Below are 25,375 nucleotides of genomic sequence, written 5' to 3'. Positions count from 1 at the left end.
TCTCCCTACCATGCGGCATGTTGTCGCTTCTGCCCCGCCGCGCCTTGCTGGCCGCCCTGGCGACCGTTCCGGCAACGGCGCGGGCCTCGGCGCCGCGTCCCGGCGCGCCGCCCGACGCGGAGATGCTGGCGGCGTGGCGCGGCTTCCGCCGAAGCTTTCTGCGCCCGGACGGGCGCGTGGTGGACAGCGGCAATGGCGGCGTGTCGCATTCCGAGGGGCAGGGCTGGGCGATGTTCTGCGCCGAGCGCTGCGCCGACCGGGCCAGCTTCGACCTGGTCTGGTCCTGGACCCGGAAGGTGCTGGCCCGGCCGGCTGACCGGTTGCTCGCCTGGCGCTTCATGCCGCGCACCGCGAATGCGGTTCCGGACAGCAACAACGCCACCGATGGCGATTTGTTCGCCGCCGCCGCCCTGCTGCTGGCCGCGCAGCGCTGGAACCACGCGCCCTATGCCGAGGCCGGGGCAGGGATGGCGCAGGACATCCTGCAACTGGTGCTGCGGCAGGTGGCCGGCCGGTGGGTGCTGCTGCCGGGGGTGCAGGGTTTCGAGGACGCCGCGACGGTCACGCTCAACCCGTCCTATTATGCTTTTCCCGTGTTCCCGGTGCTGGCCCGCGCCGTGCCCGATCCGGCTTGGCTGGGCATCGTCAGGGACGGGCTGGACCTGTTGCGCCGTGCCCGGTTCGGCGCCTGGGGATTGCCGCCCGACTGGGTCACGCTGGATGGCCGCGACGGCACCCTGTCGCTGCCCGAGCGCTGGCCGCCCCGCTTCTCCTACGACGCCGTGCGGGTGCCCCTGTACCTCCGCTGGGCCGGGCTGACTGAGGAGCCGGCGCTGGAGGCCTGTGCCGAGTTCTGGCGGCAGCCGGAACCACCAGCCTGGGTGGATCTGCGCAGCAATCAACCAGCACCCTACGCCGCCTCGGATGGCGTTCAGCGCCTCGCCGCATGGGTCGCGGAGCGTGAGCCGAGCCTCAATCCTGTTGCTCAGGACGATTATTACTCGGCAGTTCTTAAACTGCTGACAAAATGCGCCATAGCCTCAGCTTTCTAGACAGAAGATAATCATGAGGCGTGACATTAAATCTCTGGTTTTGTTTCGAGGTGCGTTGCGGCATGCTTCGCGGCACAGCAGAGGGTTCCGTAGTCGATGAGCGAGGATCGTGATGTTGACCGGCTGAGAACCGCGCTGGGCACGATGGGGATGCGGTACCACTCGTTCGGCAACCCGCCGGTGCGCCTGAACGCCGCATTGCGCACGACCGCGGCTCCCGCTCCGGTTCCGCTGTTGCCGGCCTCTGAGCCGTCGATGCCGCTCCCGCCCGGAGCGATTCCCGAGGCCCATGCCGCCGTCGTTATGGCCTCCTCGCCCCTCCCTGCTGCGGCCGAGGCTCCGATACCCTTTCCGTTGCCACCGGCGTCCACACCCATCCTGATGCGCAGCGTGGCCGAGCCACGATACCCGCCGCAGGCTGCACCGCTCCACGCTATGCTACCGCCGGCGCCGCCGGGACCATCTCTGGAGACATTGCCTGGACCGCTGCCGGCGCTGCGGACGGAATTGCCGGCCGGGGCCGCGCCGGCCTTTCCGGCGCATTGGCTGCCGGGAAGCGCCGCGGCGGCGTCGCCGCCCACGGATCAGCCGGCCACCGGTCAGGCGTCAGTGCCGCCCCTGCTCGATCGGTTGCGTCGGCAGGAGACGGCGCCGGCGCGGGCGCCGCAGCTCCTGGCGCAGCTTGGCCAGCCCAGCCCGGCGTCGGGGCCAAGGCCCGCCGCGCCGGCCGGCCTGCCGCCCCTGCTGGCGGCGCTGCCGTCCATCCATGCCCCCGCCCAGGGTTCGGCTGGTCCGCAGCCGGCGGCCCCCTTGGCGGATCTCTTCCGCAACATGGGCCAGCCCGAGGCGCCGGCGCCGGCAAGGCCCACCAGCGATGTGCTGCGGGCGCTTCGCCTGCAAGGCCGGAGTTGAATCGACGCCATGCCCCTGATCCTGATCGCTTCTCCCAAGGGCGGCGTCGGCAAGACCACGCTGGCCGCCAACCTGGCCGATGGCTTCCGGCGCAACGGGCGCCCGGTGCTGCTGCTCGACCTCGATCCCCAGAACGCGCTGCGGCTGCATTTCGGCATTCCGGTGCAGGATGTGGGTGGGTACCTCGCTGACCGCACGGCGTGCCAAGACTGGCGCGCGCATCTGCGGCAGGTGGCGCCCGGGCTGCTGCTGCTGCCGCACGGCGCCGTGGAGCTTCGCGCCGCGCTGGAGAACGCCCTGGCGCTGGAGCAGGATCCCTCGCTGCTGCAGGCGCCGCTGCGCGACATGCTGGCCGATCCCTCCGTACTGGTGGTGGCTGACCTGCCGCCCGGCCCGTCGCCCGCGCTGCAGGTCACGGCGCCCCTGGCCAGCCTGGTGCTGACCGTGCTGCAGAGCGAGCCGATCAGCGCCGCCATGCTGGCCGAGGTGGAAAGCGGCCGCTTCCTGGGCAGCGGCACCCTGCCGGCCTTGTTCGCCGGCCGGCTGCACTTCCTGCTCAACGGCGTGGACCTGCAATCCCGCCTGTCACGCAGCTCGGCCGAAACCATGGCGCGGCATCTGGGCCCCCGGCTGGTGGGTGCCGTGTCGCGTGACGAGGCGCTGGCCGAGGCGCTGGCCTATCAGCGGCCGCTGCTGGACCACGCACCGCAAAGCGCCGCCGCGGCCGATCTGCGGCAGGTCACGGCGGCGGTGGAAGCGCTGCTGCCATCGCCCGAGGCCCTGCCGCAACCCGCGGTCGCCTATCCCCTGACTGCTTCGCGCGGAGCCTGGTGAAAAACAATGCGCGCTCTTTTTCGGACCTTGTTCCGCCTGAAAGCCACGGCGGTGGTTCTGTCGGTGATCGGTGGCCTGATGGGCCTCACCTTCGTGGTGGCGCCCCTGGAGCCGGAGCAGCAGAGCTGGCTGGCGCTGGGCGGCTTCCTGGTGTTCCTGATGATCAGCCGCGCGAAAGGGCGCGGCGCGATCTTCTTCCTGGTGATGCTGTCGGTGCTGGTCTCGTCCCGCTACCTGTATTGGCGGCTGACCGAGACGCTCGACTATTCGGGCTATTTCTCGACCTTCTTCGGCACCGGCCTGCTGCTGGCCGAGATCTATGCCGTGATCGCGCTGATGCTGTCCTATTTCCAGCAGCTCTGGCCGCTGGACCGCAAGCCGGTGCCGCTGCCGGCCGATCCGGACGAATGGCCGACGGTCGACATCTTCATCCCCAGCTACAACGAGCCGCTGGAAGTGGTGAAGCCGGCCATCTACGGCGCCATGGCCATGGACTGGCCGCGGGACAAGATGAACGTCTATGTGCTGGATGACGGCCGGCGCGACGATTTCCGGCAGTTCTGCGAGGATGCCGGCGTCGGTTACATGATCCGACCCGACAACAAGGGCGCCAAGGCCGGCAACATCAACCACGCCACCGGCAAGACCAGTGGCGAGTACATCGTGGTCTTTGACTGCGATCACGTCGCCACCCGCGCCTTTCTGCAGATGACCATCGGCTGGATGATGCGCGATCGCGGTATCGGCATGCTGCAAACGCCGCATCATTTCTATTCGCCGGATCCGTTCGAGCGGAACCTGGCATCCGGCCGGCGCGTGCCGAACGAGGGCCTGCTGTTCTATGGCCTGGTGCAGCAGGGCAATGACCTGTGGAACGCCACCTTCTTCTGCGGCTCCTGCGCCGTGCTGCGCCGCACCGCGCTGCTGCAGGTGGGCGGCGTGCCGCACGACACCGTTACCGAGGATTGCCACTGCTCGCTGAAGATGCAGCGCCTGGGCTGGCGCACCGCCTATCTGCGCGTGCCGCTGGCGGCCGGCCTCGCCACCGACCGCCTGATCTCGCATATCGGCCAGCGCATGCGCTGGGCGCGCGGCATGGTGCAGATCTTCCGCATCGAGAACCCACTGATGGGGCCGGGGCTGAAGCTGCACCAGCGGCTCTGCTACCTGAATGCCCAGTGGCACTTCCTGTTTCCGCTGCCGCGCTTCGTGTTCACGACCGCGCCGCTAGCGTTTCTGTTGTTCGGACAGAACCTGATCGCCGCCTCGCCGCTGGCCATCCTGGCTTATGCGGGGCCGCACATCGTTCATTCGGTCGGCACCAACAGCCGCCTGCAGGGCATGGTGCGGCACAGCTTCTGGTCCGAGATCTACGAGACCGTGCTGACCCTCTACCTGCTGCCGGTGGTGCTCGCGACGCTGTTTGATCCGCGCAAGGGCAAGTTCAACGTCACCGACAAGGGCGGCATCCTGGCCGAGGGCTATTTCGACTTCCGCGCCGTGGCCGCCAACTTCGTGCTGGCCGTGGTGCTGGGGATCGGCCTCATCTCCGGGGTGGTCGGCATGGTGGTCCATCCCTGGGGCAGCCTGGAATTCCAGGCCTACGCGCTGAACTCGTTCTGGGTGGTGCTGTCGCTGGCCATCGTGATGGTGGGCCTCGCCGTGGGCCGCGAGCGCCGCCAGGTCCGTGAGCGCCACCGGGTGCATGCGAAGCTTCCGGTCAGCGTGGCGCTGCCCGATGGCACCCGGCTGGACGGCGAAAGCCAGGACGTTTCCCTCGGCGGCGCCGCCGTGCTGCTGGCGGAGGCCTCGAGGCTCGCCATCGGACAGCGCGTGATGATGGAGTTCGATGTCGGGCCGGACCGGCTCGCCATCCCCTGCGAGGTGATGCGTGGGGAACATGAGCGGCTGCAGGTGCGCTTCACGCCCGAGGAGCTGATGGACGAAGGCAACATCGTGCGGGTCGTGCTGGGCCGCGCGGATTCTTGGCTGGATTGGGACCATGTGCGGCCGGATCGCCCGCTGCGTGCCCTTTGGGAGGTTGCAGTGAGCATCGGTGGCCTGTTCCGTGGCGACAGCCAGCTCTCGTTGCGTGGCCGGCGGGAGCGCAAGGCGCGGGCCCGCGCCGCCGCCACCGCAGCGGCCAAGGTGGCCGCCGCCGCCGTTCCGAAGCCGATGCCGGTAGGCGGCAAGAGCCGCCGGGCCGCGGGCTTCCTGCTGATGGCGGGCTCCGGCCTCGCCATGGCCACGCCGGCCCAAGCGCAGCGGCAGCAGGTGCCCGCCCTGCCGCCGGTGATCGCCGCGCAGGCCCCCCAGGCCATGCCCCTGGCCGCGCCGCCGGCCGCGCCCCTGCCGCCGGCGGCCCAGCCGGCGCTGGACCCGTTCGCGCCGCCGCCGGCCGCGCTGCCGGCCAGCACCGCGCGGGTCGAAAGCCGCACGCTGCGGCAACTCGGCCTCAGCGGCCCGATGCAGCTGCGCGGCACCGCCGACCTGCAGGGGGTGTTGTTCGGCATCCGCGGGGACGAGGTGGTGACCGGTGCCAAGCTGGTGTTGCAGGGCGCCACCAGCCCTTCGCTGATCCCCGATCTCAGCCAGATCGGCCTGACCATCAACGAGCAGTTCGTCGGCACCATCACGCCGGACCGCACGCGCCCGACCTTCGGGCCGCTCGAATTCCCGATCAACCCGGTCTACTTCGCCGATGCCAACCGGCTGAATTTCCGCTTCACCGGCCGCTACACGCAGGAATGCAACGACCCGATGTCGGGCCTGCTGTGGTCCACCATCTCGGACCTGTCCACGCTGCAGCTCACCGTCGAGCACCTGCCGCTGCCGCGCGACCTGGCCCGCCTGCCGGAGCCGTTCTTCGACCAGCGCCTGCGCAACGAGAAGCTGGTGCTGCCGGTGGTGCTGCCCGACAATCCCGGCAACGACCTGTTGCGGGCGGCCGCGGTCGCGTCGTCCTGGTTTGCGGTGCAGGCGGATTACCGCGGCTCGGATTTTCCGGTGAGCACCGCGGTGCCGCCGCGCGGCAACGCGATGGTGGTGCTGGCCGGCAATGAATCCGTGCCCGGCATCAGCCTGCCGCGCATCGAGGGCCCCACCTTGGCCGTGGTGCCCAACCCGGCCGATCCGCAGGCGGTGCTGCTGGTGGTGGCGGGCCGCACCGGCGCCGAGGCGACGGTGGCGGCGCAGGCGCTCGCGGCCGGCAAGCAGGCCCTGTCCGGCGAGATCGCGATGGTGCAGGCGCCCGAGCTTGCGCCGCGTCTACCCTACGACGCGCCGCGATGGATCCGCACTGACCGGCCCGTGCGCTTCGGCGAACTGATGGACCCGTCCGAGCTGCAGAGCTACGGCTTCGCGCCCGGCGCCATCTCGATCCCGTTCCGCACTGCCCCGGACCTGTACACCTGGCGCGACCGCGCGCTGCCGGTGGATGTGAAGTTCCGTGCCCCGCCGGGCCCGGTGACCGATGTGTCGGTGTCGCGCCTCGATGCGACGCTGAACAATGTTTACCTGAAATCCTTCCCGCTGCAGGCTTCCGAGCCGAGCTGGCCCTGGAACTGGGTCGCCCGCCAGACCGGCATCGGCACAGTGCCCGATGTGGGGGAAGGCGGGGTGGCGCTGCCGCCCTACCTGATCTTCGGCCAGAACGAGCTGGGGCTGCGCTTCGACATGCGGCCGCTGCACCGGGGTGACTGCGTCGCGATCCCCTCCGATGTGCGCGCCTCGATTGATCCCGACAGCACCATCGACCTGTCGCGCGGCTATCGCTTCGCCGAGTTGCCGAATTTGGCCTTCTTCGTCGGCTCCGGCTTTCCGTTCACCAAGATGGCGGATCTGTCGAGCACGGCGGCGGTGCTGCCGGACCGGCCGAACACGCTGGAGATCTCCAGCTTCCTGACGCTGCTCGGCCGGCTGTCCGCCAATGTCGGGCACGCCGCAACCGGCATCCAGGTGGTGCGCGCCGCGGCGCTGGAGCAGGTTGCCGACAAGGAATTGCTGGTGATCGGCGCGCTTGGCCGCCAGCCCGCCCTGGCGGCGCTGCTGGGGCGCGACGGCGCGCTGCGCATCGACGGCAACCGCGTCTCGCTCTCGGTGCCCGACACGCTGGGCGGCTTCCGCAACCTGTTCCTGAGCGACGATGTGCGCCAGGAGCGGCAGCGGGCCGAGGCGCTGCTGGCTTCCCCCGGGGAGGGCACCGGCATGCTGGCCGGCTTCGAGAGCCCGCTGCGCGCCGGCCGTTCGGTGCTGGCGCTGTCCGGCACCACGCCCCAGGGCATGGAGGCGATGCTGGCGGCGCTGCGGGATCGCGACCAGCAATCCCGCATCCAGGGCGATCTGGCGCTGCTCTCGGGCGGGCGGGTCGATGCCTTCAAGCTCGGCGAAACCTATACGGTCGGCTCGCTGCCGCTGCATCTGTGGCCGCAATACTGGTTCGGCAAGCGGCCCGACATGCTGCTGGCCCTGGCCATGCTGGCCGCGCTCTGTGTCGCCACCCCCGCTTACTGGCTGCTGCGCCGTCGCGCGGCGCTGCGCCTGAGGACCCGGACGCAATGATCCCGCTTCGCACCCGGCTGCTCGCCAGCGCGTTCTCGGCCGCGCTGCTGCCGTTGCTCAGTCCCGCTCCGGCAGTGGCGCAGGGCAGCGCGGTGTCCGTGCTGATGGAACAGGCGGGATATTGGCGCGCCCAGAACCGCCCGGACCGCGCATTGCAGACGCTGGAGCGCGTGCTGGCGGTGGAGCCGAACAACGTCGATGCCCTGGCCGCGGCGGCTCAGGCGCAGGCAGAGGCGGGCAACCGCACGGCCGCGGATGGCTATCTGGCGCGGCTGCGCCAGGTGGCGCCGGCCGATCCGCGGGTTACCACCGCTTCCCGCTCGGTGCGCGGCGCCACGGCGGATCCCGCCGCCCTGGCCGAGGCCCGCAGATTGGCGCAGGCCGGCCAGCAGGCGCAGGCTGTGGAGCGGTACCGGCAGATCTTCGGCAGCGACACGCCGCCGGACAACTACGCCATCGAGTATTACCAGACGCTGGCGGGCACCCAGCAGGGCTACAATGCCGCGCGCGACGCCATGGAGCGCCTGTCCGAGGCGAATCCGGGCAACCGCCGCCTGGCCCTGGCCTATGCGCAGATCCTGACCTATCGCGAAGCGTCCCGTGCCGAGGGCGTGCGGCGGCTGCAGAACCTGGCCGGCCAGCCCGACACGGCAAACAATGCGCGCGCCGCGCTGCGTGACGCGCTGCTGTGGGAAGGCCCCGACCCGTCGGCGGCCCCCGCCATCGAGCAGTACCTGCGCGACAACCCGAACGATTCCGCCCTGGCCCGGCGGCTGGAGGAGATCCGCAACCCGCCGGCGGGCCCCACCGACGCGGTCGGGCTGGCCCGCGTCCAGGGCTTCAACGCGCTGAACGCCGGCCGCCTGGGCGAGGCGGCGCAGCAATTCGAATCCGTGCTGCAGCAGCAGCCGGGCGATCCGGACGCCAAGGGCGGCCTCGGCCTGGTGCGGCTGCGCCAGGGCCGCACCGCCGATGCGCGCCGCCTTCTGGCCGAAGCGATCGCCGCCGATCCGCAGGAGGGCCGGCGCAAATGGGGCCGCGCGCTGGATGGCGCCAACTTCACCAGCGAGGTGACCCAGGCCCGCAACCTGATCCAGCGCGGCCAGGCCGATCAGGCGGAAGCCATTCTGCAGCGTGCCGCGCAGCGCGATGGCGGCGAGCGTGCCGATGCCGAGGCGCTGCTCGGCGACCTGGCGCTGCAGCGCAACGATCCGGCCGGCGCCGAGCAGCGCTACCGTTCCGCCCTGGCGCGCCGCCCGGACCTCGCCCCCGCCCTGGCGGGCTTGTACGACGCCCTGCAGCAGCAGGGCCGCTTCGCCGAGGCGGAACAGTTGGCCGAGCGCCGTGGCGGCCGCTTCGCCAGCACCGTCGGCGCCCGCCGTGCCGAGTCGCTGCGGGCCGAGGCCGCCCGCGCATCCGATCCGCAGACCGCCCTGGCGCTGCTGCGCGCGGCACAGGCCTCGGACCCCGAGAACCCGTGGATCCGGCTGGACCTGGCCCGCAGCCTGGCCCGGCAGGGGCAGGCCGCCGAAGGCAGCCTGCTGGTCAACGAACTGGCCGCCGGCGGCAAGGCTGAGGCGGTGCACGCCGCCGCGTTGTTCGCCTCGGAACAGGGCAACACCCAGCAGGCGGCGCAGCTGATCGAGCGCATCCCGGCGCGGCTGCGCAGCGCCGACCAGACGCGGCTGCTGCGGCAGGCGCAGATCCAGGCTCAGGTCGCCGCCGCCGCCGAGCCCGCCTCCTTCGGCCGCGCCGACGAGGCGCGGCGCCGCCTTCTGGCGCTGGCCGCGCGTCCCGATCCCAGCGGCGAAACGGCGGCGCAGGTGGTGCGTACCCTGGGCGAGCTGGGGGACACCGCCGGCGCCACCGAGGCGGCGCGGGTGGGCCTCGCGGTGAACCGCAACGCGCCGCCCTCCGGCCGCATCGTGCTGGCCAACGCCCTGCTGGCCGGCGGGCTGGAGCAGGAAGCGGCCACCGTCGCCAGCCAGCTCAGCCAGGACAGCCGCCTGTCCGCCGATGAGCGGCGGCAACTGGCCGGCCTGCGCGCCGGTGCCGCCATCCGCGCCAGCGACCGGTTGAACGACGAAGGCAACCAGGCGGCGGCCTATGATCGCCTGGCGCCCGCCCTGGCGCAGGATCCGCAGAACCCTGACGCCAATCTGGCGCTGGCCCGCCTTTACCAGGGCGCACGCGAGCCCCGGCAGGCGCAGCGCGTGGCCGAGGCGGTTCTGGGCCGCGACCCGCGCAACCTCGACGCGCGGGTCGGTGCCGCCGATGCCGCCATCGCCGCCGGCCAGCTGTTCCGCGCCGAGGCCCTGCTGGCGGAAGGCCGCAGCTTCGCGCCGAACGATCCGCGGCTGAGCCTGCTGGAAGCGCGGCTGGCCCGGGCGCGTGGCGATGGGCGCCGGGCGCGGCGGGCGCTGCTGCTGGCCGCCGAGCAGCGTCGTGGCCAGCTCGGCACCAGCGGGGCAGGCTTCGCGCCGGGCACCACGGCCTTTCCGCAGGGCGCCGCCGGTCCGGAGGCCGCGGTTTCGGGACAGGGAGGCAACCCGTTCCGCCGGGTGTCCCTGGCCGGGCCGGGCGCGGTCGGGCAGGGCCTCGGCGCGCCGGGCTTCGGCACCGGCACCAGCACCACCATGCTGCCGGCCGACCCGATGCTGGCGGAGATCAACCGGGAGCTGGCGGCGGTGCAGGACGAGGTGGCGCCCCGCGTCACCCCCGGCTTCGCCTTCCGCACCCGCTCGGGCGAGGCGGGGCTCGATCAGCTGACCGAGTTCGGCGCCGGGGCCGAGGTGTCGACCTCCATGCCCGGCGTCGGAGGACGGATCGCGCTGCGCGCCCAGGCAGTCAACATCGACGCCGGCAGCATCAGCCAGGATGCGGCCACGTTGCGGCGCTTCGGCAGCAACGCCCTCAGCCTTCCGGGCCAGAACACCGGCCTCACGCCCGCCCAGGCGCGCTCCCTGACGCCCTCCGACAACTCGGCCTCGGGCGTGAGCCTGGCGGCGGCCTATACGCGGGACAATTTTTCCCTCGATATCGGCTCCTCGCCCCTGGGCTTCCGCAAGCAGAACCTGCTGGGTGGCGTCGAGGTGGCGCCGGCCCTGAGCAGCAACCTGCGGGTCCGCGTCACCGCCGAGCGCCGCGCGATGACCGACACCATGCTGTCCTGGGCCGGGATGCGCGATCCGGTCACCGGGCAGCTCTGGGGCGGCGTGATGCGCAACACCGCGCGCGGCCAGCTCGAGATCGGCGCCGGCAACACCAATTTCTATATCGGTGGCGGCTACTCGACGATCGAGGGCGACGGCGTGGCCGACAACACCCGCATCGAGGCGGGTGCCGGGCTCAGCCACGCGCTGTTCCGCGATGCCGAATCCGAGCTCGTCACCGGGCTGGACCTCGTTTACCAGGCCTACGACAAGAACCTGCGCCTCTTCACCCTGGGCCATGGCGGCTATTACAGCCCGCAATCCTATGTCGGCGCGACCATTCCGCTGGATTACCGCGCCCGCAGCGGGCCGTTGTCCTATCGGGTCGGCGGCACGGTCGGCATCGCGTCCTGGCGCGAGGACCGGGCGCCGTTCTTTCCGACCGATGGCAGCCGCCAGTCGCAGCTGGAGGCCCTGGCGGCGGAGGATCCCACCCTCACCGCCTTCTACCCCGGGCAGTCGCAGACCGGCTTCACGGGCGGGCTGCGCGGCGACCTGGAATACCAGGTCACGCCGGTGCTGCGGCTCGGCGCCGCGCTGCGCTACGACAAATCGGCCGATTGGAGCGAGGCGCGCGGCCTGGTTTATGCGCGCTACCGGCTGGACCAGTGATGGGCGCGGGGGCGGAAAAAATCCGCATGGAGGCGAGTCCGATGACCGACCCGGCGGCCCTGGCCTATCTGGCCCGGCGGGATGTCAGCCCGCAATGGCGCGGCTTTCTGCAGGCCCTGATCGGCACGCTGGAAGCCAACATGGACCCGGCGGGGCGGGAAGCGCTGCTGCGGGTGGTGGGCGGCCGCATCGCGGCCGATGCGCCGCTGCGGACCGCGTCGACGCTGGAGGAACTGGAGGCGGCGATGAACGAGGCCCTAGCCGGCATGGCCTGGGGCTACGTCGCCTTGCAGCTCGACGCGGCGGATGGCGGCCTGCGCCTGGTGCATTCGCTGCTGCCCAGCCTGCCGACGGGCCAGGACCGGGAAGGCCGCTGGCTCGTGCTGGTGCTGGAAGGGCTGTACGGCGCCTGGCTGGCGGTGCAGCAGGGCGGCCAGACGGCCGATGCCCGGCTCATCCTGCTGCATGCCGCGCCCGGCCGGGTGGTGTTCCGCTTCGGCACCTAGGCTGCTTCACCCCCCGTCGAGCCACCTGGCGAGCCGCCCTGCGCTTCGTCGCCCCGGCAGGAATTGCTTGCCGTGAGCGCGGCGGGCCATCATCGTCCGCGACCAACAATTCAAGTCGTGGAGGATGGGGCGAATGCGCCTTGCGGTTCTGAGGGAGCGGCGCTCGGGTGAAACGCGAGTGGCGGCCACGCCGGAAACGGCCAAGAAGCTGATCGCTCTCGGCAACAGCGTCGCGGTGGAGGCGGGTGCGGGCTTGGCCTCCGGCTATCCCGATGCTGCCTACCGCGAGGCCGGCGCCGAGGTCGCCGCCGATGCCGCCGGCGCGCTGTCCGGCGCAGGCATCGTGCTGAAGGTGCGGGCGCCGCTGGCGCAGGGCGAAGGCGATCTGGACGAGCTGTCCTTGATCCCGCGCGGCGCCCTGCTGATCGGCACGCTCGACGCGGTGTCCGATCCCGCCCGCGCCGGTGCCTATGCCGCGGCCGGGATCGAGGCCTGCTCCATGGAGCTGCTGCCGCGCATCACCCGGGCGCAGAGCATGGACGTGCTGTCCTCCCAGGCCAACCTCGCCGGCTACCGCGCCGTGGTCGAGGGGGCAGGGGCGTTCGACAAGGGCTTTCCCATGCTGATGACGGCGGCGGGCACCATTCCGGCCGCCAACGTGTTCATCATGGGCGCCGGCGTCGCCGGGCTGCAGGCCATCGCGACGGGCCGGCGCCTGGGCGGGCGGGTTTCCGCCACCGATGTGCGCCCGGCGGCCAAGGAGGAGATCAAGTCGCTCGGCGCCAGCTTCGTCGGCTACGAGGACGAGGAAAGCCGCGCCGCCCAGACCACCGGCGGCTACGCCAAGCAGCTTTCGGCCGAGTTCTACGCCAAGCAGGCGGAGGTGGTGGCGGCGCATATCGCCAAGCAGGACGTGGTGGTGACCACCGCCCTGGTGCAGGGCCGCCGCGCGCCGACGCTGATCACCGCGCCCATGGTGGCCTCGATGAAGCCAGGCAGCGTGATCGTCGACATCGCCGCCGATGCGGGCGGCAATTGCGTCATGACCCGGCCCGGCGAAGCAATCGTCACCGAGAACGGCGTGAAGATCCTGGGCTACCGCAACTGGCCCGGCCGCATCGCCGGCGCCGCCAGCGCCTTGTATGCCCGCAACCTGCTGACCTTCCTGACCACCTTCTGGGACAAGGACGCCGGCGCGGCCAAGCTGCCACAGGAGGATGAGATCGTCCGCGGCGTCACCCTGACGCGCGGCGGCGCGGTGGTCCACCCGATGCTCGCCGCCCAGCCGGCTGCCTGAGGAGGAACTTTCCCGATGAACCCCACCGAACTCGCCAACCAGGCGAGCGCCACGGCGGAGCGCGCCCTCGCGCTGGCTGCCCAGGCGCGCATCATGGCCGAGAGCACCGCGCCGGCCGTGGTGCAGGCCGCCGGCCACGCCGAGCCGTTCCTGCTGTTGCTGACCATTTTCCTGCTGGCCTGCTTCGTCGGCTACCATGTGGTGTGGAACGTGACGCCGGCACTGCATTCGCCGCTGATGGGCGTCACCAACGCCATTTCCTCGGTGATCGTGGTGGGCGCCATCCTGGCCACCGGCCTCGGCGACTCCATCGCCGCCAAGGTGTTCGGCTTTCTCGCCGTGACGCTGGCCTCGGTGAACATCTTCGGCGGCTTCCTGGTGACGCGCCGGATGCTGGCCATGTTCAAGAAGAGGGGCTGACGCGGTGGCCCAGACCTTCTCCACCCTCGCCTATATCGTCGCCTCCGTCCTGTTCATTCTGGCGCTGCGCGGCCTGTCCCACCCCGAGACCAGCCGGCGCGGCAACCTCTACGGCATGGTCGGCATGGGCATCGCCATCCTGGCGACCTTGTTCCACGCCGGCATGGGGGTGGGCGGCTTCGGACTGATCATCGCCGGCCTCGCCATCGGTGGCGGCATCGGCGCCTATCTGGCCAACCGCATCCAGATGACGGCGCTGCCGCAACTGGTCGCCGCCTTCCATTCGCTGGTTGGCATGGCGGCGGTGCTCGTGGCGGCGGCCGCCTTCTACAACCCGGAATCCTTCGGCATCGGCCATCCAGGCGACATCCATGCCGGCTCGCTGGTGGAAATGTCGCTCGGCCTTGCCATCGGCGCCATCACCTTCTCCGGCTCGGTGATCGCCTTCGCCAAGCTGCAGGCGCTGATGTCGGGCGCGCCGATCACCTTCAAGGGGCAGCACTGGCTCAACCTGGGCCTCGGCGTGCTGTTGCTGGTGCTGGTGATCGCCTTTGTCGCCACCGGCAGCGCGGTGCTGTTCTGGCTGATCGCCCTGCTGGCCTTCGCGCTCGGCTTCCTGCTGATCATCCCGATCGGCGGCGCCGACATGCCGGTGGTCGTCTCGATGCTGAACAGCTACTCGGGCTGGGCGGCGGCGGGCATCGGCTTCACCCTCGGCAACCTGCTGCTGATCGTCACGGGCGCGCTGGTCGGCGCCTCGGGCGCGATCCTGTCCTACATCATGTGCAAGGGCATGAACCGCTCCATCGTCAACGTGCTGCTGGGCGGCTTCGGCTCCGACAGCGGCGTGGCCTCGCCCGCGGGCGGCGGTGGCGGACCGGCGCGGCCGGTGAAGTCCGGTTCCCCGGAAGACGCCGCCTACATCATGAAGAACGCGCAGAAGATCATCATCGTGCCCGGATACGGCATGGCGGTGGCGCAGGCGCAGCAGGTGCTGCGCGAGATGGCCGACCTGCTGAAAAAGGAAGGCGCCGAAGTGTCCTACGCTATCCACCCGGTGGCGGGCCGCATGCCCGGCCACATGAACGTGCTGCTGGCCGAGGCCAACGTGCCCTATGACGAGGTGCACGAGCTGGAGGAAATCAACCCGGAATTCGCCGAGGCCGACGTGGCCTTCGTGATCGGCGCCAATGACGTGACGAACCCGGCGGCCAAGACCGACAAATCATCGGCTATCTACGGCATGCCGATCCTCGATGTGGAGCGCGCCAAGACGGTGTTCTTCATCAAGCGCGGCATGGCCTCGGGCTATGCCGGCGTGGAGAACGAATTGTTCTTCCGCGACAACACCATGATGCTGTTCGGCGACGCCAAGAAGGTGACGCAGCAGGTGGTGCAGGCGCTGCAGCACTGACGGCATGGCCGGGGGAGGGTTCCCCCGGCCAGCTGACTCAATGCCGGCGCGGCGGCCCGGCCAGGAAGGCCAGCATTCCCACCGCCGTCAGCCCCACCATCATCAGGCCCAGCGTCGGCACCTTGTTCAGCGCCATCTGCGGGCTGAAGCGCAGCGACTCGCTGCCGAATGGCCCGTGCGTGCCGGACGGGCGGCTGGAGGGCTCGAACAGGCTTTCGTCCCGCTCGGCCCGCACCTCCTCCTTGTGCGAGGCCTGCATGGCAGGGCCGAACTTGCCGGCCGCCCAGTCCACCAGCCCCGGCGCCAGCGTGTTGGCGATGGCGAAGGCCACAGTCTCCCCAGTCACCTTCACCTCCCGGCGGCCGGTGGTGACCGCCAGGTAGATGGCATCGGCCACGATCTCCGGCTGGTAGACCGGCGGCGGCGGACGCGGCACGCCCTCCTTCAGCTTCGACAATGCATGGTTGAAGAACGGCGTGTTGGTGGAGGGCGGATGCACGATGCCGATCTGCACTGCGCTGTTTTCGTGGATCAGCTCCGAGCGGATCGCCTCGGTGAAGCCGGCCACAGCGTACTTTGCCGCGCAATAGGCCGATTGCAGCGGCATGGCGCGCATCGCCACGGCGGAGCCGACATTGACGATGTTGCCCTGGTTGCGCTGCCGCATCCGCTTCAGCGCAGAGCGCGTGCCGTGCACCTGACCGAGATAGGTGACAGCGGTGACGCGGGCATATTCCTCCTCGGTCATGTCGATGAAGCTGGCATAAACGCTGATGCCGGCGCCGTTCACCCAGGCGCGGATCGGGCCGAGCTTGCTCTCGATCTCGGCGGCGGCCTGTTCCAGCGCGGCGGGGCTGGCGACATCGGCCACGGCGTAGCAGCCGAGGGCGCCGGCGGCGCGCACCTGCTCCAGCGCCGATTGCAGGGCAGGTTCACCGCGGGCGATCAACCCGACGGACCAGCCCTCCCGGGCGAAGCGGAGGGCGGCGCAGAGGCCGATACCGGAAGAGCCTCCGGTGATCACGATGACGGGGCGGGACGATGTGTCGGCCAAGCGGAAACCTCCCTTGCCAGGAATCAAGGGGCCGCGAACACGGCCCTCGGCAGGAAAAGCCCGTGGCGGCGCCGCAAGTTGCCCACGCCCGGCCGGAAGCCGGCGCGGCCCGGGTGGCGCCTCGGGGACGGCATGATCACGATTGCGCCATGGCGTTCCGCCGCCCATGCGGCGCAGTCGCGTGGCACGGCGGAATGCCTTCGCATGCCATCTGCCCGCGCAGGCTCGGCCGCGCCTCTCGCCTTGAACGGGGTTCCTGCGCGGTGGAGCGGCATCCGGAAACGCAGGTCGTGACGACTGGCGCGGGAGATCAGGCCCGGGCCGTCCCGACCTTGCAGGGTCAGCCTGCGCTGGAAGCTGCCCTGGGAGTTACCCTGGGAGCTGCCGGTGTATCGTCCTGGCCAGGGACATGGCCGGGATGGCTCACTCTCCGGACAGGCGCGCCGCCGTCGCCAATTGGTCGGCACGCTCGTTCATCGGGTCGCCGGCATGGCCGCGCACCCAGAGCCATTCCACCTTGTGCGGCTTGGCGGCCGCCAGCAGCCGCTGCCACAGCTCGAAATTCGCCACCGGGTCCTTGGCCGCGTTGCGCCAGTTGTTGCGCACCCAGCCATGGATCCAGCGGCTGATGCCGTTGCGGACGTATTCGCTGTCGGTGTGCAGCGTCACGGTGCAGGGGCGCTTCAGCGCCTCCAGCGCCATGCAGGCGGCGGTCAGCTCCATGCGGTTATTGGTGGTGGCGGGGTCGTAGCCGGACAGCTCCTTCACCGCCTCGCCGAAGCGCAGGATGGCGGCCCAGCCGCCGGGGCCCGGGTTCGGCTTGCAGCCGCCATCGGTCCAGATTTCCACCACCCGCCCGGCGGCCTCGGGCGATCCCGAGTCGAATACATCAGAGGCCATAGGCGGCGACATCCCGTGCCTGGGCGTGGAAGCGCAGGCGCTTGAGGTATTCCAGAGGGTCCTTGCGGGTCACCAGCGCCCCGGGCGGCGTGTGCGTCCAGTCGTAGAGCCGGGTCAGCAGGAAGCGGATGGCGCTGCCGCGGCACAGCACCGGCAGCGCGTCCAGTTCTTCCGGCGTCAACGGGCGCAGCGCGTTGTAGGCGCTGATCATCGCCCGCGCCTTGGTGACGTTGAAGGCCAGGTCCGGCTCGAAGCACCAGGCATTGAGGCAGATCGCCAGGTCGTAGGCCAGAAAATCGGTGCAGGCGAAATAGAAGTCGATCAGCCCCGACACCACGGGGGAGCCGCGCCCGGTTCCCAGGAAAAACACGTTGTCCGGGAACAGGTCGGCATGGATGTGGCCGCGCGGCAGGCCGCAAGGCCAGTCGCGCAGGATGCCGCTCAGGTGTCCGTCCAGCTCGGCGATCAGGCCCGGTTGCAGGGCGTCGCCACCGCCGCGGCAGCGCTCCAGCAGCGGGGTCCAGGCGCGGGGGCCCAGGGTGTTGGGCCTCTCGGCCCGGAAGCCCTCGCCGGCGGCGTGCAGCGTGGCCAGCGCGGCGCCGAGCGGCGCGCAATGCTCCTGCCGCACGCGGCGCGGCCAGACGCCAGGCAGAAAGGTGCAGATCGCCGCCGGTCGCCCGGCCAGTTCGCGCAGCGCCACGCCGTCGCGCCCGGCCACCGGCAGCGGGCAGGACAATCCCTGCGCGCCCAGGTGTCGCATCAGCCCGAGGAACCAGGGCAACTCCGCCGGGTCCACGCGCTTCTCGTACAGCGTCAGGATGAAGTCGCCATTGCTGGTCTTCAGGGCGAAGTTGCTGTTCTCCACCCCTTCGGCAATGCCCCGGAAGGCCAGCAATTCGCCCAGATCGTATTCGGCCAGGAACAGGCGCAGCGCCTCGTCCGTGACCTCGGTATAGACGGCCATCCGCGTCCCGTGGTTGGAAGTTGCTGCCTCAGCGGTTCAGGAGCGCGGGCAGTTTGAAGGTGATGTTTTCTTCCGCCACCACGACTTCCTCAAGGGTCAGGGTGAAGCGTTCGCGCAGCCGGTCCAGCACTTCCTGCACCAGCAGCTCCGGGGCGCTGGCTCCGGCGGTGATGCCGATCATGGCCATGCCGTCGGCCAGCGACGGGTCCAGCTCGGCGCCGCGCTGCACCATCAGGGCGATCGGGCATCCGGCGCGCTCCGCCACCTCGCGCAGCCGCACCGAGTTGGAGGAGTTAGGCGCGCCCACCACCACCACCATCTCCGCCCGCTCGGCGATGGCGCGCACCGCGCCCTGCCGGTTGGTGGTGGCGTAGCAGATGCTGTCCTTGTGCGGCTCGGTCAGCTGGGGAAAGCGGCGGCGCAGCGCCGCGACGATGCCGGCAGTGTCTTCCACCGAAAGGGTGGTCTGCGTGGTGTAGGAGAGCGGCCCCTCGGGAACGGTGATGCGCTCGGCATCCTCCTCGGTTTCCACCAGAGTGAAGGAACCGGGCGGAAGCTGGCCCAGCGTGCCCACCACCTCGGGATGGCCGGCATGGCCGATCAGCAGGATGTGGCGCCCGGCCGCCGACTGGTGCTCGGCCTCGCGGTGCACCTTGCTGACCAGCGGACAGGTGGCGTCCAGATAGATCATCTGGCGCCGCTTGGCTTCCGCAGGCACCGCCTTGGGAACGCCATGGGCGGAAAACACCACCGGCGCGTCTTCCGGCACCTCGTCCAGCTCCTCGACGAACACGGCGCCCTGGGCCTTCAGGCTGTCCACCACGAATTTGTTGTGAACGATCTCGTGCCGCACATAGACCGGCGCGCCGAACTTGCGGATCGCCTCCTCGACGATCTTGATGGCGCGGTCCACGCCCGCGCAGAAGCCGCGCGGCCCGGCCATCAGCACATGCAGGGCGGGCTTGACGCTCGGGACGGCGTGGCCGAGAGGGGCGGTGTGGTTCATGGCGTCGTCCAAGTCGCAAGGGTTGCAGGCGCGGCGGCGGGGTGTCCTCCCGGAGATCCCGTCGGGCATCCGGCCAGGGCTTCCGGCCCGAACACAGGACGGCGCACTAAGGGGAAGACAGGCAGCATGGTCAAGGCGCGGAACCTCCGGGGAGCGAAAATGACGGGCGGCGCGGCCCTGGCGGCGCTGCTGGCCTTGTCCGGCTGCGGCGGCTCCGGCGCGCCGGCCGACCCGTTGCGCAACGCGCAGGCGCCCTGCCCGAACATCGGCATCCTGTCCGACGCGGCCGAGCTGACGCGGTTCCGCCAGGGCGGCGGGCAGGATCTCACGGCCATGGAGCTGAACGCCTCCCTAATCGGCTTCGAGGCCAAATGCGACTACGCGCCGGAGCGCGCCGGCCTCGACGTTACGCTGACGCCGCGCTTCACCGCGGAGCGCGGCCCGGCCGCCAGCGGCCGCGGGGCCAGCATTCCTTATATGGTGGCGGTGCTGGACGGGCAGCAACACATCCTGTCGCGCGAGGCCTATAACCTCCAGGTGGCGTTTCCCGCCAATGTTTCGCGCGCACAGAGCCAGGACGAGGAACTCAGCATCCGCATCCCTGGCACGCCGCAGGCTGCGGCCGGAAAGAACATCCTGCTGGGCTTCGTGCTGAGCCCGGAGGAGCTGGCGCTGAACCGCCGCCGCGGCCCCCGCTGAACTCCACGATAGCGCTTGCGCCTGGACCGGCACTGGGGCACAGAAGCGGCACCCGCTAGATCCCGCGCGGGAGAGAATGGCGCCATGCCATCGCCGAAGGCGCAACCGGCCCCCGGAAACGCTCAGGCAGACGAACCGCGTGGGAAAGGGACCTCTGGAAAGCCCGGCGCCTGGCAACAGGCACCGGCACCGACGGAGTAAGGCGCGCAACGCCCGCGCTGAATCTCTCAGGTTTTCGGGACAGAGGGGGGCCACAACCCTTGCCCCGCCACGCGCAAGCGCGGCGCTGGAGGTTCTGTGGCCGATACACTGCTCGAAACGCCGCTGGCGCCGCTGCACCGCGAACTGGGGGGCAAGATGGTGCCCTTCGCCGGGTACAGCATGCCGGTGCAATATCCCGCCGGCATCCTGGCCGAGCACCTGGCCACCCGCCGCGGCGCCGCCCTGTTCGATGTGTCCCACATGGGGCAGGCCGAACTGCGCGGCGAGGGCGCGGCCGCGGCGCTGGAACAGCTGACCCCGGCCGATGTGCGGATCCTGAAGCCGGGGCGGCAGAAATACGGCCTGCTGACCACCCCCTCGGGCGGCATCCTGGATGATTTCATGGTTGCCAATCTGGGGGACCGGCTGTTCCTGGTGCTGAACGCCAGCCGCAAGGATGTGGACTGCGCCGCCATCGAGGCGGTGCTGCCGGCCGGCGTGTCCCTGCACCGCCTGCCGGACCGTGCCCTGCTGGCCTTCCAGGGCCCGGCCGCCGTGCCGTCGCTGGCGACGCTGGCGCCGGCCGTGGCCGCGCTGCCCTTCATGGGCGTCCTGGCCACCGAGGTGCAGGGCATTCCCGTGCTGATCAGCCGCAGCGGCTATACCGGCGAGGACGGCGTCGAGATCGGCGTCGCCGGCGAACAGGCGGAACGCCTCGCCCGCGCCCTGCTGGCGCTGCCCAGCGCGAGCGCGGCGGGCCTCGGCGCCCGGGACTCGCTGCGGCTGGAGGCCGGGCTGTGCCTCTACGGCAACGACATCGACGAGACCACCAGCCCGGTCGAGGCCAACCTCACCTGGACGATCGGCAAGCGCCGCCGCACCGAATGGAACTTCCCCGGCGCCGAGCGTGTTCGGGAAGAGCTGGACAATGGCCCGAAGCGCCTCCGCGTCGGCCTCCTGCCGGAAGGTCGTCAGCCGGCCCGCGCCCACACCGTTATCGCGGCGGGCGGCGAATCGGTGGGGGAGGTGACCAGCGGCACCTTTGGCCCGTCGCTGAACGGACCCTGCGCCATGGGCTACGTGGCGCGCGAGCATGCCGCCGACGGCTCGGCGCTCGAGCTGATGGTGCGTGGCAAGGCGATCCCCGCCCGCGTCGCCGCCACCCCCTTCATTCCCCACCGCTACGCCCGATAAGGACCGCAAACAATGGCCGAGCTGAAATTCTCCAAGGATCATGAATGGGTGCGGCTGGAGGGCAATGTCGCCACGGTCGGCATCACCGATCATGCGCAAACCGCATTGGGCGACGTGGTGTTCGTTGACCTGCCGGAAGCCGGCCGCGAAGTGGCGGCGGGCGAATCGGTCGCGGTGGTGGAAAGCGTCAAGGCCGCGTCCGACGTGTACGCCCCGGTGGCCGGCACGATCACCGAAAGCAACGCCGCGCTGGCCGACGACCCGTCCCTGGTGAACGGCGCCGCGCAGTCCGAGGGCTGGTTCTTCAAGATCGAACTCGCCGACGCTTCCGAGCTGGACGGGCTGATGGACGCCGAGGCCTACCAGACCTTTGTGGACAGCCAGTCGTGACGGGCGCCTCCGTGAGCGCCGCCCTCGACGAGCTGAACGGGCTGGAGGACCACGCCGCCTTCGCCGCACGCCATATCGGCCCCTCCGAGGCCGAGGTGGCGGCGATGCTGAAGGTGGTGGGCGTGGACAGCCTGGACGCCCTGGCCGAGCGCACCGTGCCCGCCGCCATTCGCGGCCAGGATTTCTCGGCGCTGCCGGCCCCGGTGAACGAGGCGGAGGCGATCGCCGAGCTGCGGACGCTGTCCGAGCTGAATACCCGCATCCGCTCGCTGATCGGCATGGGCTATCACGGCACCCATGTGCCGCCGGTGATTCTGCGCAACGTGCTGGAGAACCCCGGCTGGTACACCGCCTACACCCCGTACCAGGCAGAGATCGCCCAGGGGCGGCTGGAGGCGCTGGTCAATTTCCAGACCATGGTGACGGATCTCACCGGCCTGCCGGTGGCCAACGCCTCGCTGCTCGACGAGGCCACCGCCGCGGCCGAGGCGATGGCCCTGGCGCTCGCCGCCACCAGGGCGAAGTCGCACACCCTGCTGGTGGCGTCCGACATACACCCGCAGACGCTGGCGGTGATCCGCACCCGGGCGGAGCCGCTGAAGCTGGAAGTCGCGGTGGTCGAGCCCGCCGGGATCCCGGCGGCCTGCGCCGCGCGGAAGCCCTTCGCCCTGGTGCTGCAATATCCCGGCACCAGCGGCGCGGTGCGCGACATCGCGCCCGAGATCGCCGCCGTGCAGGGGGTGGGCGGCCTCGCCATCGTCGCCGCCGACCCGCTGTCCCTGGTGCTGCTGACGCCGCCGGGCGAGATGGGCGCCGACGTGGTGATCGGCTCCTCCCAACGCTTCGGCGTGCCGATGGGCTATGGCGGCCCGCACGCCGCCTTCATGGCGGTCAAGGATGCCTATAAGCGCCTGATGCCGGGGCGTCTCGTCGGCGTCTCGGTGGATGCCGCCGGCCGGCCGGCCATGCGCCTGGCGCTGCAGACGCGCGAGCAGCATATCCGCCGCGAGAAGGCGACCTCCAACATCTGCACCGCGCAGGTGCTGCTGGCGGTGATGGCCGGCATGTACGCGGTGTGGCACGGGCCGGAGGGGCTGGCCCGCATTGCCAGGCGCGTCGCCCTGCAGGCCCGGCTGCTGGCCGACGCAGCCGTGCGGGCCGGCTTCGGCCTGCGCCATGACGGCTTCTTCGACACCATCGCCATCGAGGCCGGCGACAAGGCCGATGCGCTGATGCAGGGTGCCCTCGCCGACGGCTTCAACCTGCGCCGCATCGACGCCACCGGCATCGGCATCGCGCTGGACGAGACGGTGTCGCGGCGCGAGTTGGAAACCCTGGTGGCGTTGTTCGCCGCCGTGGGCGGGGGCAAGGCCACGCTGGAGGAGCTGGCGCCGCGCGGCGGCATCCCCGACGCGCTGGCCCGGCGCTCCGCCATCCTGACCGCCGCGGTGTTCAACACGCACCATGCCGAGCACAGCATGCTCCGCTACCTCAAATCGCTTGAGGACAAGGACGTGGCGCTGAACCGCAGCATGATCCCGCTCGGGTCCTGCACCATGAAGCTGAACGCCACGGCCGAGATGATCCCGGTCACCTTTCCGGGCTTCGGCGAGATCCATCCCTTCGCGCCGGCCGACCAGGCCAGCGGCTACATCGCGCTGATCCGCCGGCTGGAAACATGGCTCGCCGCCATCACCGGCTTCGCCGGCGTGTCGCTGCAGCCCAATGCCGGCAGCCAGGGCGAATATGCCGGGCTGCTGGCCATCCGCGCCTATCACCGCGCGCAGGGCCAGGATCAGCGCGACATCTGCCTGATCCCGTCCTCGGCGCACGGCACCAACCCCGCCTCGGCGGTGATGGCCGGGATGCGGGTCGTGGTGGTCGGCTGCGACCGCGACGGCAACGTGGACCTCGCGGATCTGGACGCCAAGGTCGCGCAGCATGCCGAGAAGCTGTCGGCGCTGATGATCACCTATCCCTCGACGCATGGCGTGTTCGAGGAAGAGATCATCCGCATCTGCGACGCGGTGCATCAGGCCGGCGGGCAGGTTTACATGGACGGCGCCAACATGAACGCGCAGGTGGGCCTCACCGCCCCCGGCCGGATCGGCGCCGATGTCTGCCACCTCAACCTGCACAAGACCTTTTGCATCCCGCATGGCGGCGGCGGGCCCGGGGTCGGCCCGATCGGGGTCGCGGCGCATCTGGTGCCGCATCTGCCGAACCATCCGCTGCTGAAGGAAGCGGGGCCGGCCACAGGTTACGGCCCGGTCTCGGCGGCGCCCTTCGGCAGCGCCTCGATCCTGCCGATCTCCTACGCCTACATCCGCATGATGGGCGGCGAGGCGCTGCGGCGTGCCACGCAGATCGCCATCCTCAACGCCAACTACATGGCGGCCCGCCTCGATGGGCACTTCCCGGTGCTGTACAAGGGCGCGCGCGGCATGGTGGCGCATGAGTGCATCCTGGACTGCCGCGGCTTCCAGCAGGGCGGCGGCGTGCTGGTCGAGGACATCGCCAAGCGTCTGCAGGATTACGGCTTCCACGCGCCCACCATGTCCTGGCCCGTCGCCGGCACGCTGATGGTGGAGCCCACCGAGAGCGAACCCAAGGCGGAGCTGGACCGGTTCTGCGACGCCATGATCGCCATCCGCGCCGAGATCCGCGCGGTGGAGCAGGGCCGCATGGACAAGGCCGACAACCCGCTGAAGAACGCGCCGCACACCGCCACCGAGATCGCGGCGACGGAGTGGGCGCATCCCTACAGCCGGCAGGAGGCCGCCTACCCGCTGCCCTTCGTCGCGGCCCACAAATACTGGCCGCCGGTGAAGCGCGTGGACAACGTGTATGGCGACCGGAACCTGGTCTGCACCTGCGCGCCGCTGGAGGAATACGCCCAGGCGGCGGAATGAACTGCCGGCGGCGGGCCACCGGAGTTGCCCGCCGCCGTCCTTTCGGACTTTTCCGGCCTTTCCCGCCGGGCGCGACGATGGGCGCCGCCTCAGGCTTCCAGCGCCAGCACCGCGAAGCTGGCCAGCCAGTGCTCGCCCATGTAGTCGCCGGCGACCTGATCCAGGCTCGCCTCCAGGTGCAGCGCGGCGACGCGCCGCATCAGGCCGCGGCGCGGATCATCCGCCGGCAGGCTGCGGGCCAGGGCGCGCCAGCACCAGGCGCGGCTCAGATTCAATCCGTCCAGATGCGCGATCTTGCCGTCGCTCCGGTCGCTCACCGTGACCGGGCGGAACAGGGTGGTCGGCTGCGCGGTGGCGAGGCGCGGCAGGAAACGCTCGAACCAGGGCACGAATTGTTCCGGCGGCAGCAGGCGGCGCATGCACTCCGCCTCGATCAGCGTGCCGGACAGGAAGTCATCGCCGCCCGGCTCGCCCCAGGCGGGGCAGTCCTGGTCCTCCCTGTACCAGCGCAGCGCCGTGGCCTGCAGCAGGTGCCGCAGGGTCTCGTCCGCGCTGTCATCCGCGTAATCGGCCGCCAGGCGCAGGGCGAAGGCGGTGTTGAAATGGATGCCGACGCGGATCGGATAGGTCGCCTTCGGCAGAAAGGCGCGGAAACGGTCGGCCACGGTCAGGGTCAGGGGCTGCAGGGTTCCGGCCCAGGCTGTTCCGGGATGGGCCGCCAGTTCGGCCGCCAGCTTCAGCAGCCAGCCCCAGCCATAGGGACGCTCGAAGCCGCGCGCCGTGGGCTGGTCGAAATAAGCGCATTCGCCCCCGATGGCGTCGGCGGTCAGGCGGCGGTCGAACAGGGCCCGGATCGCCGCCGCTTCCGGAATCCCGGGGAAGCGGCGCAGCAGGTGCGCCAGCATCCAGTAGCCATGCACGCAGGAATGCCAGTCGAGGCTGCCGAAGAACACCGGGTGCAGCGCCGCCGGGCCGCGCGCATCCTCGGGACCGGCCAGGCCGTGCGTCAGCTTGTTCGGATATTCGCGCTCCACATGACCCAGTGCGATTCCCGCGAAGCGGCTGGCCTGGGCTTCGGTCAGGCGAACCGTTTCGGTCGACCCTGCGGCCTCGGTCAGGGTGGCGGGCATGGCGGCATCCTCCTGCGGTGGGCGATCGGGTTTAGGCCCTGGCGGCGCGGCTGGTAAGGCCCGCGGACGGCGCCGGCCCTGGAATGTCATGCGGCGGCGATGGACG

18 protein-coding genes and 2 riboswitches are annotated in these 25,375 nt (G+C 70.7%); of the genes, 13 read left to right on the top strand and 5 right to left on the bottom strand.

All coding sequences use genetic code 11. From position 1 onward, the window contains the following. The first annotated feature begins 17 nt into the window (after nucleotides 1-17). The 9 genes from D2K64_RS02910 to D2K64_RS02870 all read left to right on the top strand — a co-directional run bounded on the left by D2K64_RS02910 (nucleotide 18) and on the right by D2K64_RS02870 (nucleotide 14,819). On the top strand, nucleotides 18-1,052 hold the full coding sequence (locus tag D2K64_RS02910; protein ID WP_238383967.1) for a glycosyl hydrolase family 8: 1,035 nt from the start codon (nucleotides 18-20) through the stop codon (nucleotides 1,050-1,052). A 474-nt stretch (nucleotides 1,053-1,526) separates the two neighbouring features. Next, a complete protein-coding gene (locus D2K64_RS02905) occupies nucleotides 1,527-1,964 on the top strand; it encodes a hypothetical protein (protein ID WP_120006443.1) in 438 nt (145 codons plus the stop codon). A gap of 9 nt (nucleotides 1,965-1,973) precedes the next feature. Further along, nucleotides 1,974-2,798 carry a cellulose biosynthesis protein BcsQ gene (gene bcsQ, locus D2K64_RS02900; RefSeq protein ID WP_120006441.1) on the top strand — a complete coding sequence of 275 codons (825 nt, stop codon included), beginning with the start codon at nucleotides 1,974-1,976 and terminating at the stop codon, nucleotides 2,796-2,798. 6 nt (nucleotides 2,799-2,804) lie between these two features. Beyond that, nucleotides 2,805-7,358 carry a UDP-forming cellulose synthase catalytic subunit gene (bcsA, locus tag D2K64_RS02895; protein WP_120006439.1) on the top strand — a complete coding sequence of 1,518 codons (4,554 nt, stop codon included), beginning with the start codon at nucleotides 2,805-2,807 and terminating at the stop codon, nucleotides 7,356-7,358. After that, the gene (locus D2K64_RS02890; RefSeq protein ID WP_120006437.1) at nucleotides 7,355-11,182 is read left to right on the top strand and encodes a cellulose biosynthesis protein BcsC; all 3,828 of its coding nucleotides are present in this window, start codon (nucleotides 7,355-7,357) and stop codon (nucleotides 11,180-11,182) included. Before bcsA ends, D2K64_RS02890 begins: the two co-directional genes overlap by 4 nt. A gap of 41 nt (nucleotides 11,183-11,223) precedes the next feature. Next, nucleotides 11,224-11,688 carry a cellulose biosynthesis protein BcsD gene (gene bcsD / locus D2K64_RS02885; protein ID WP_157985693.1) on the top strand — a complete coding sequence of 155 codons (465 nt, stop codon included), beginning with the start codon at nucleotides 11,224-11,226 and terminating at the stop codon, nucleotides 11,686-11,688. 133 nt (nucleotides 11,689-11,821) lie between these two features. Beyond that, nucleotides 11,822-12,985 carry a Re/Si-specific NAD(P)(+) transhydrogenase subunit alpha gene (locus D2K64_RS02880; RefSeq protein WP_120006433.1) on the top strand — a complete coding sequence of 388 codons (1,164 nt, stop codon included), beginning with the start codon at nucleotides 11,822-11,824 and terminating at the stop codon, nucleotides 12,983-12,985. A 15-nt stretch (nucleotides 12,986-13,000) separates the two neighbouring features. After that, the gene (locus tag D2K64_RS02875) at nucleotides 13,001-13,405 is read left to right on the top strand and encodes an NAD(P) transhydrogenase subunit alpha (RefSeq protein WP_120006431.1); all 405 of its coding nucleotides are present in this window, start codon (nucleotides 13,001-13,003) and stop codon (nucleotides 13,403-13,405) included. Between the two features lie 4 nt (nucleotides 13,406-13,409). Beyond that, nucleotides 13,410-14,819, top strand: a complete 1,410-nt coding sequence (locus tag D2K64_RS02870) for an NAD(P)(+) transhydrogenase (Re/Si-specific) subunit beta (RefSeq protein WP_120006429.1) — start codon at nucleotides 13,410-13,412, stop codon at nucleotides 14,817-14,819. A gap of 37 nt (nucleotides 14,820-14,856) precedes the next feature. Here D2K64_RS02870 and D2K64_RS02865 read toward each other — a convergent pair whose 3' ends face one another. The 4 genes from D2K64_RS02865 to ispH form a co-directional block, all read right to left on the bottom strand. Beyond that, nucleotides 14,857-15,873: an SDR family oxidoreductase gene (locus tag D2K64_RS02865; protein WP_157985692.1), complete on the bottom strand. Its 1,017-nt coding sequence runs from the start codon at nucleotides 15,871-15,873 to the stop codon at nucleotides 14,857-14,859. 423 nt (nucleotides 15,874-16,296) lie between these two features. After that, nucleotides 16,297-16,773: a ribonuclease HI gene (gene rnhA, locus D2K64_RS02860; RefSeq protein ID WP_120006425.1), complete on the bottom strand. Its 477-nt coding sequence runs from the start codon at nucleotides 16,771-16,773 to the stop codon at nucleotides 16,297-16,299. Then, nucleotides 16,763-17,737, bottom strand: a complete 975-nt coding sequence (locus D2K64_RS02855) for a homoserine kinase (RefSeq protein ID WP_120006423.1) — start codon at nucleotides 17,735-17,737, stop codon at nucleotides 16,763-16,765. Before D2K64_RS02855 ends, rnhA begins: the two co-directional genes overlap by 11 nt. A gap of 28 nt (nucleotides 17,738-17,765) precedes the next feature. Next, nucleotides 17,766-18,743, bottom strand: a complete 978-nt coding sequence (gene ispH, locus D2K64_RS02850; RefSeq protein ID WP_120006805.1) for a 4-hydroxy-3-methylbut-2-enyl diphosphate reductase — start codon at nucleotides 18,741-18,743, stop codon at nucleotides 17,766-17,768. Nucleotides 18,744-18,902: 159 nt separating this feature from the next. Between ispH and D2K64_RS02845 the strand changes: the two genes are divergently transcribed. From D2K64_RS02845 to gcvP, 4 genes are all read left to right on the top strand, one after another. Continuing rightward, entirely contained in the window at nucleotides 18,903-19,442 is a 540-nt protein-coding gene (locus tag D2K64_RS02845) for a hypothetical protein (RefSeq protein WP_120006421.1), read from the top strand. 57 nt (nucleotides 19,443-19,499) lie between these two features. Then, a riboswitch (glycine riboswitch) is annotated at nucleotides 19,500-19,590 on the top strand. A 3-nt stretch (nucleotides 19,591-19,593) separates the two neighbouring features. Then, nucleotides 19,594-19,689: riboswitch (glycine riboswitch) on the top strand. Nucleotides 19,690-19,739: 50 nt separating this feature from the next. Beyond that, on the top strand, nucleotides 19,740-20,837 hold the full coding sequence (gcvT, locus tag D2K64_RS02840; protein WP_120006419.1) for a glycine cleavage system aminomethyltransferase GcvT: 1,098 nt from the start codon (nucleotides 19,740-19,742) through the stop codon (nucleotides 20,835-20,837). A gap of 12 nt (nucleotides 20,838-20,849) precedes the next feature. Beyond that, nucleotides 20,850-21,227 carry a glycine cleavage system protein GcvH gene (gene gcvH, locus D2K64_RS02835; protein WP_120006417.1) on the top strand — a complete coding sequence of 126 codons (378 nt, stop codon included), beginning with the start codon at nucleotides 20,850-20,852 and terminating at the stop codon, nucleotides 21,225-21,227. Nucleotides 21,228-21,238: 11 nt separating this feature from the next. Further along, nucleotides 21,239-24,139, top strand: a complete 2,901-nt coding sequence (gene gcvP, locus D2K64_RS02830) for an aminomethyl-transferring glycine dehydrogenase (RefSeq protein ID WP_120006803.1) — start codon at nucleotides 21,239-21,241, stop codon at nucleotides 24,137-24,139. A gap of 89 nt (nucleotides 24,140-24,228) precedes the next feature. Here gcvP and D2K64_RS02825 read toward each other — a convergent pair whose 3' ends face one another. After that, on the bottom strand, nucleotides 24,229-25,269 hold the full coding sequence (locus tag D2K64_RS02825; protein WP_120006415.1) for a DUF2891 domain-containing protein: 1,041 nt from the start codon (nucleotides 25,267-25,269) through the stop codon (nucleotides 24,229-24,231). Between the last annotated feature and the right edge of the window lie 106 nt (nucleotides 25,270-25,375).

Source organism: Teichococcus vastitatis (genome assembly GCF_003604215.1).
Lineage (GTDB): Bacteria > Pseudomonadota > Alphaproteobacteria > Acetobacterales > Acetobacteraceae > Pseudoroseomonas > Pseudoroseomonas vastitatis.
The sequence above is the reverse complement of the archived record's forward strand: the minus strand, read 5'-3'. Positions and strand labels throughout refer to the sequence as shown.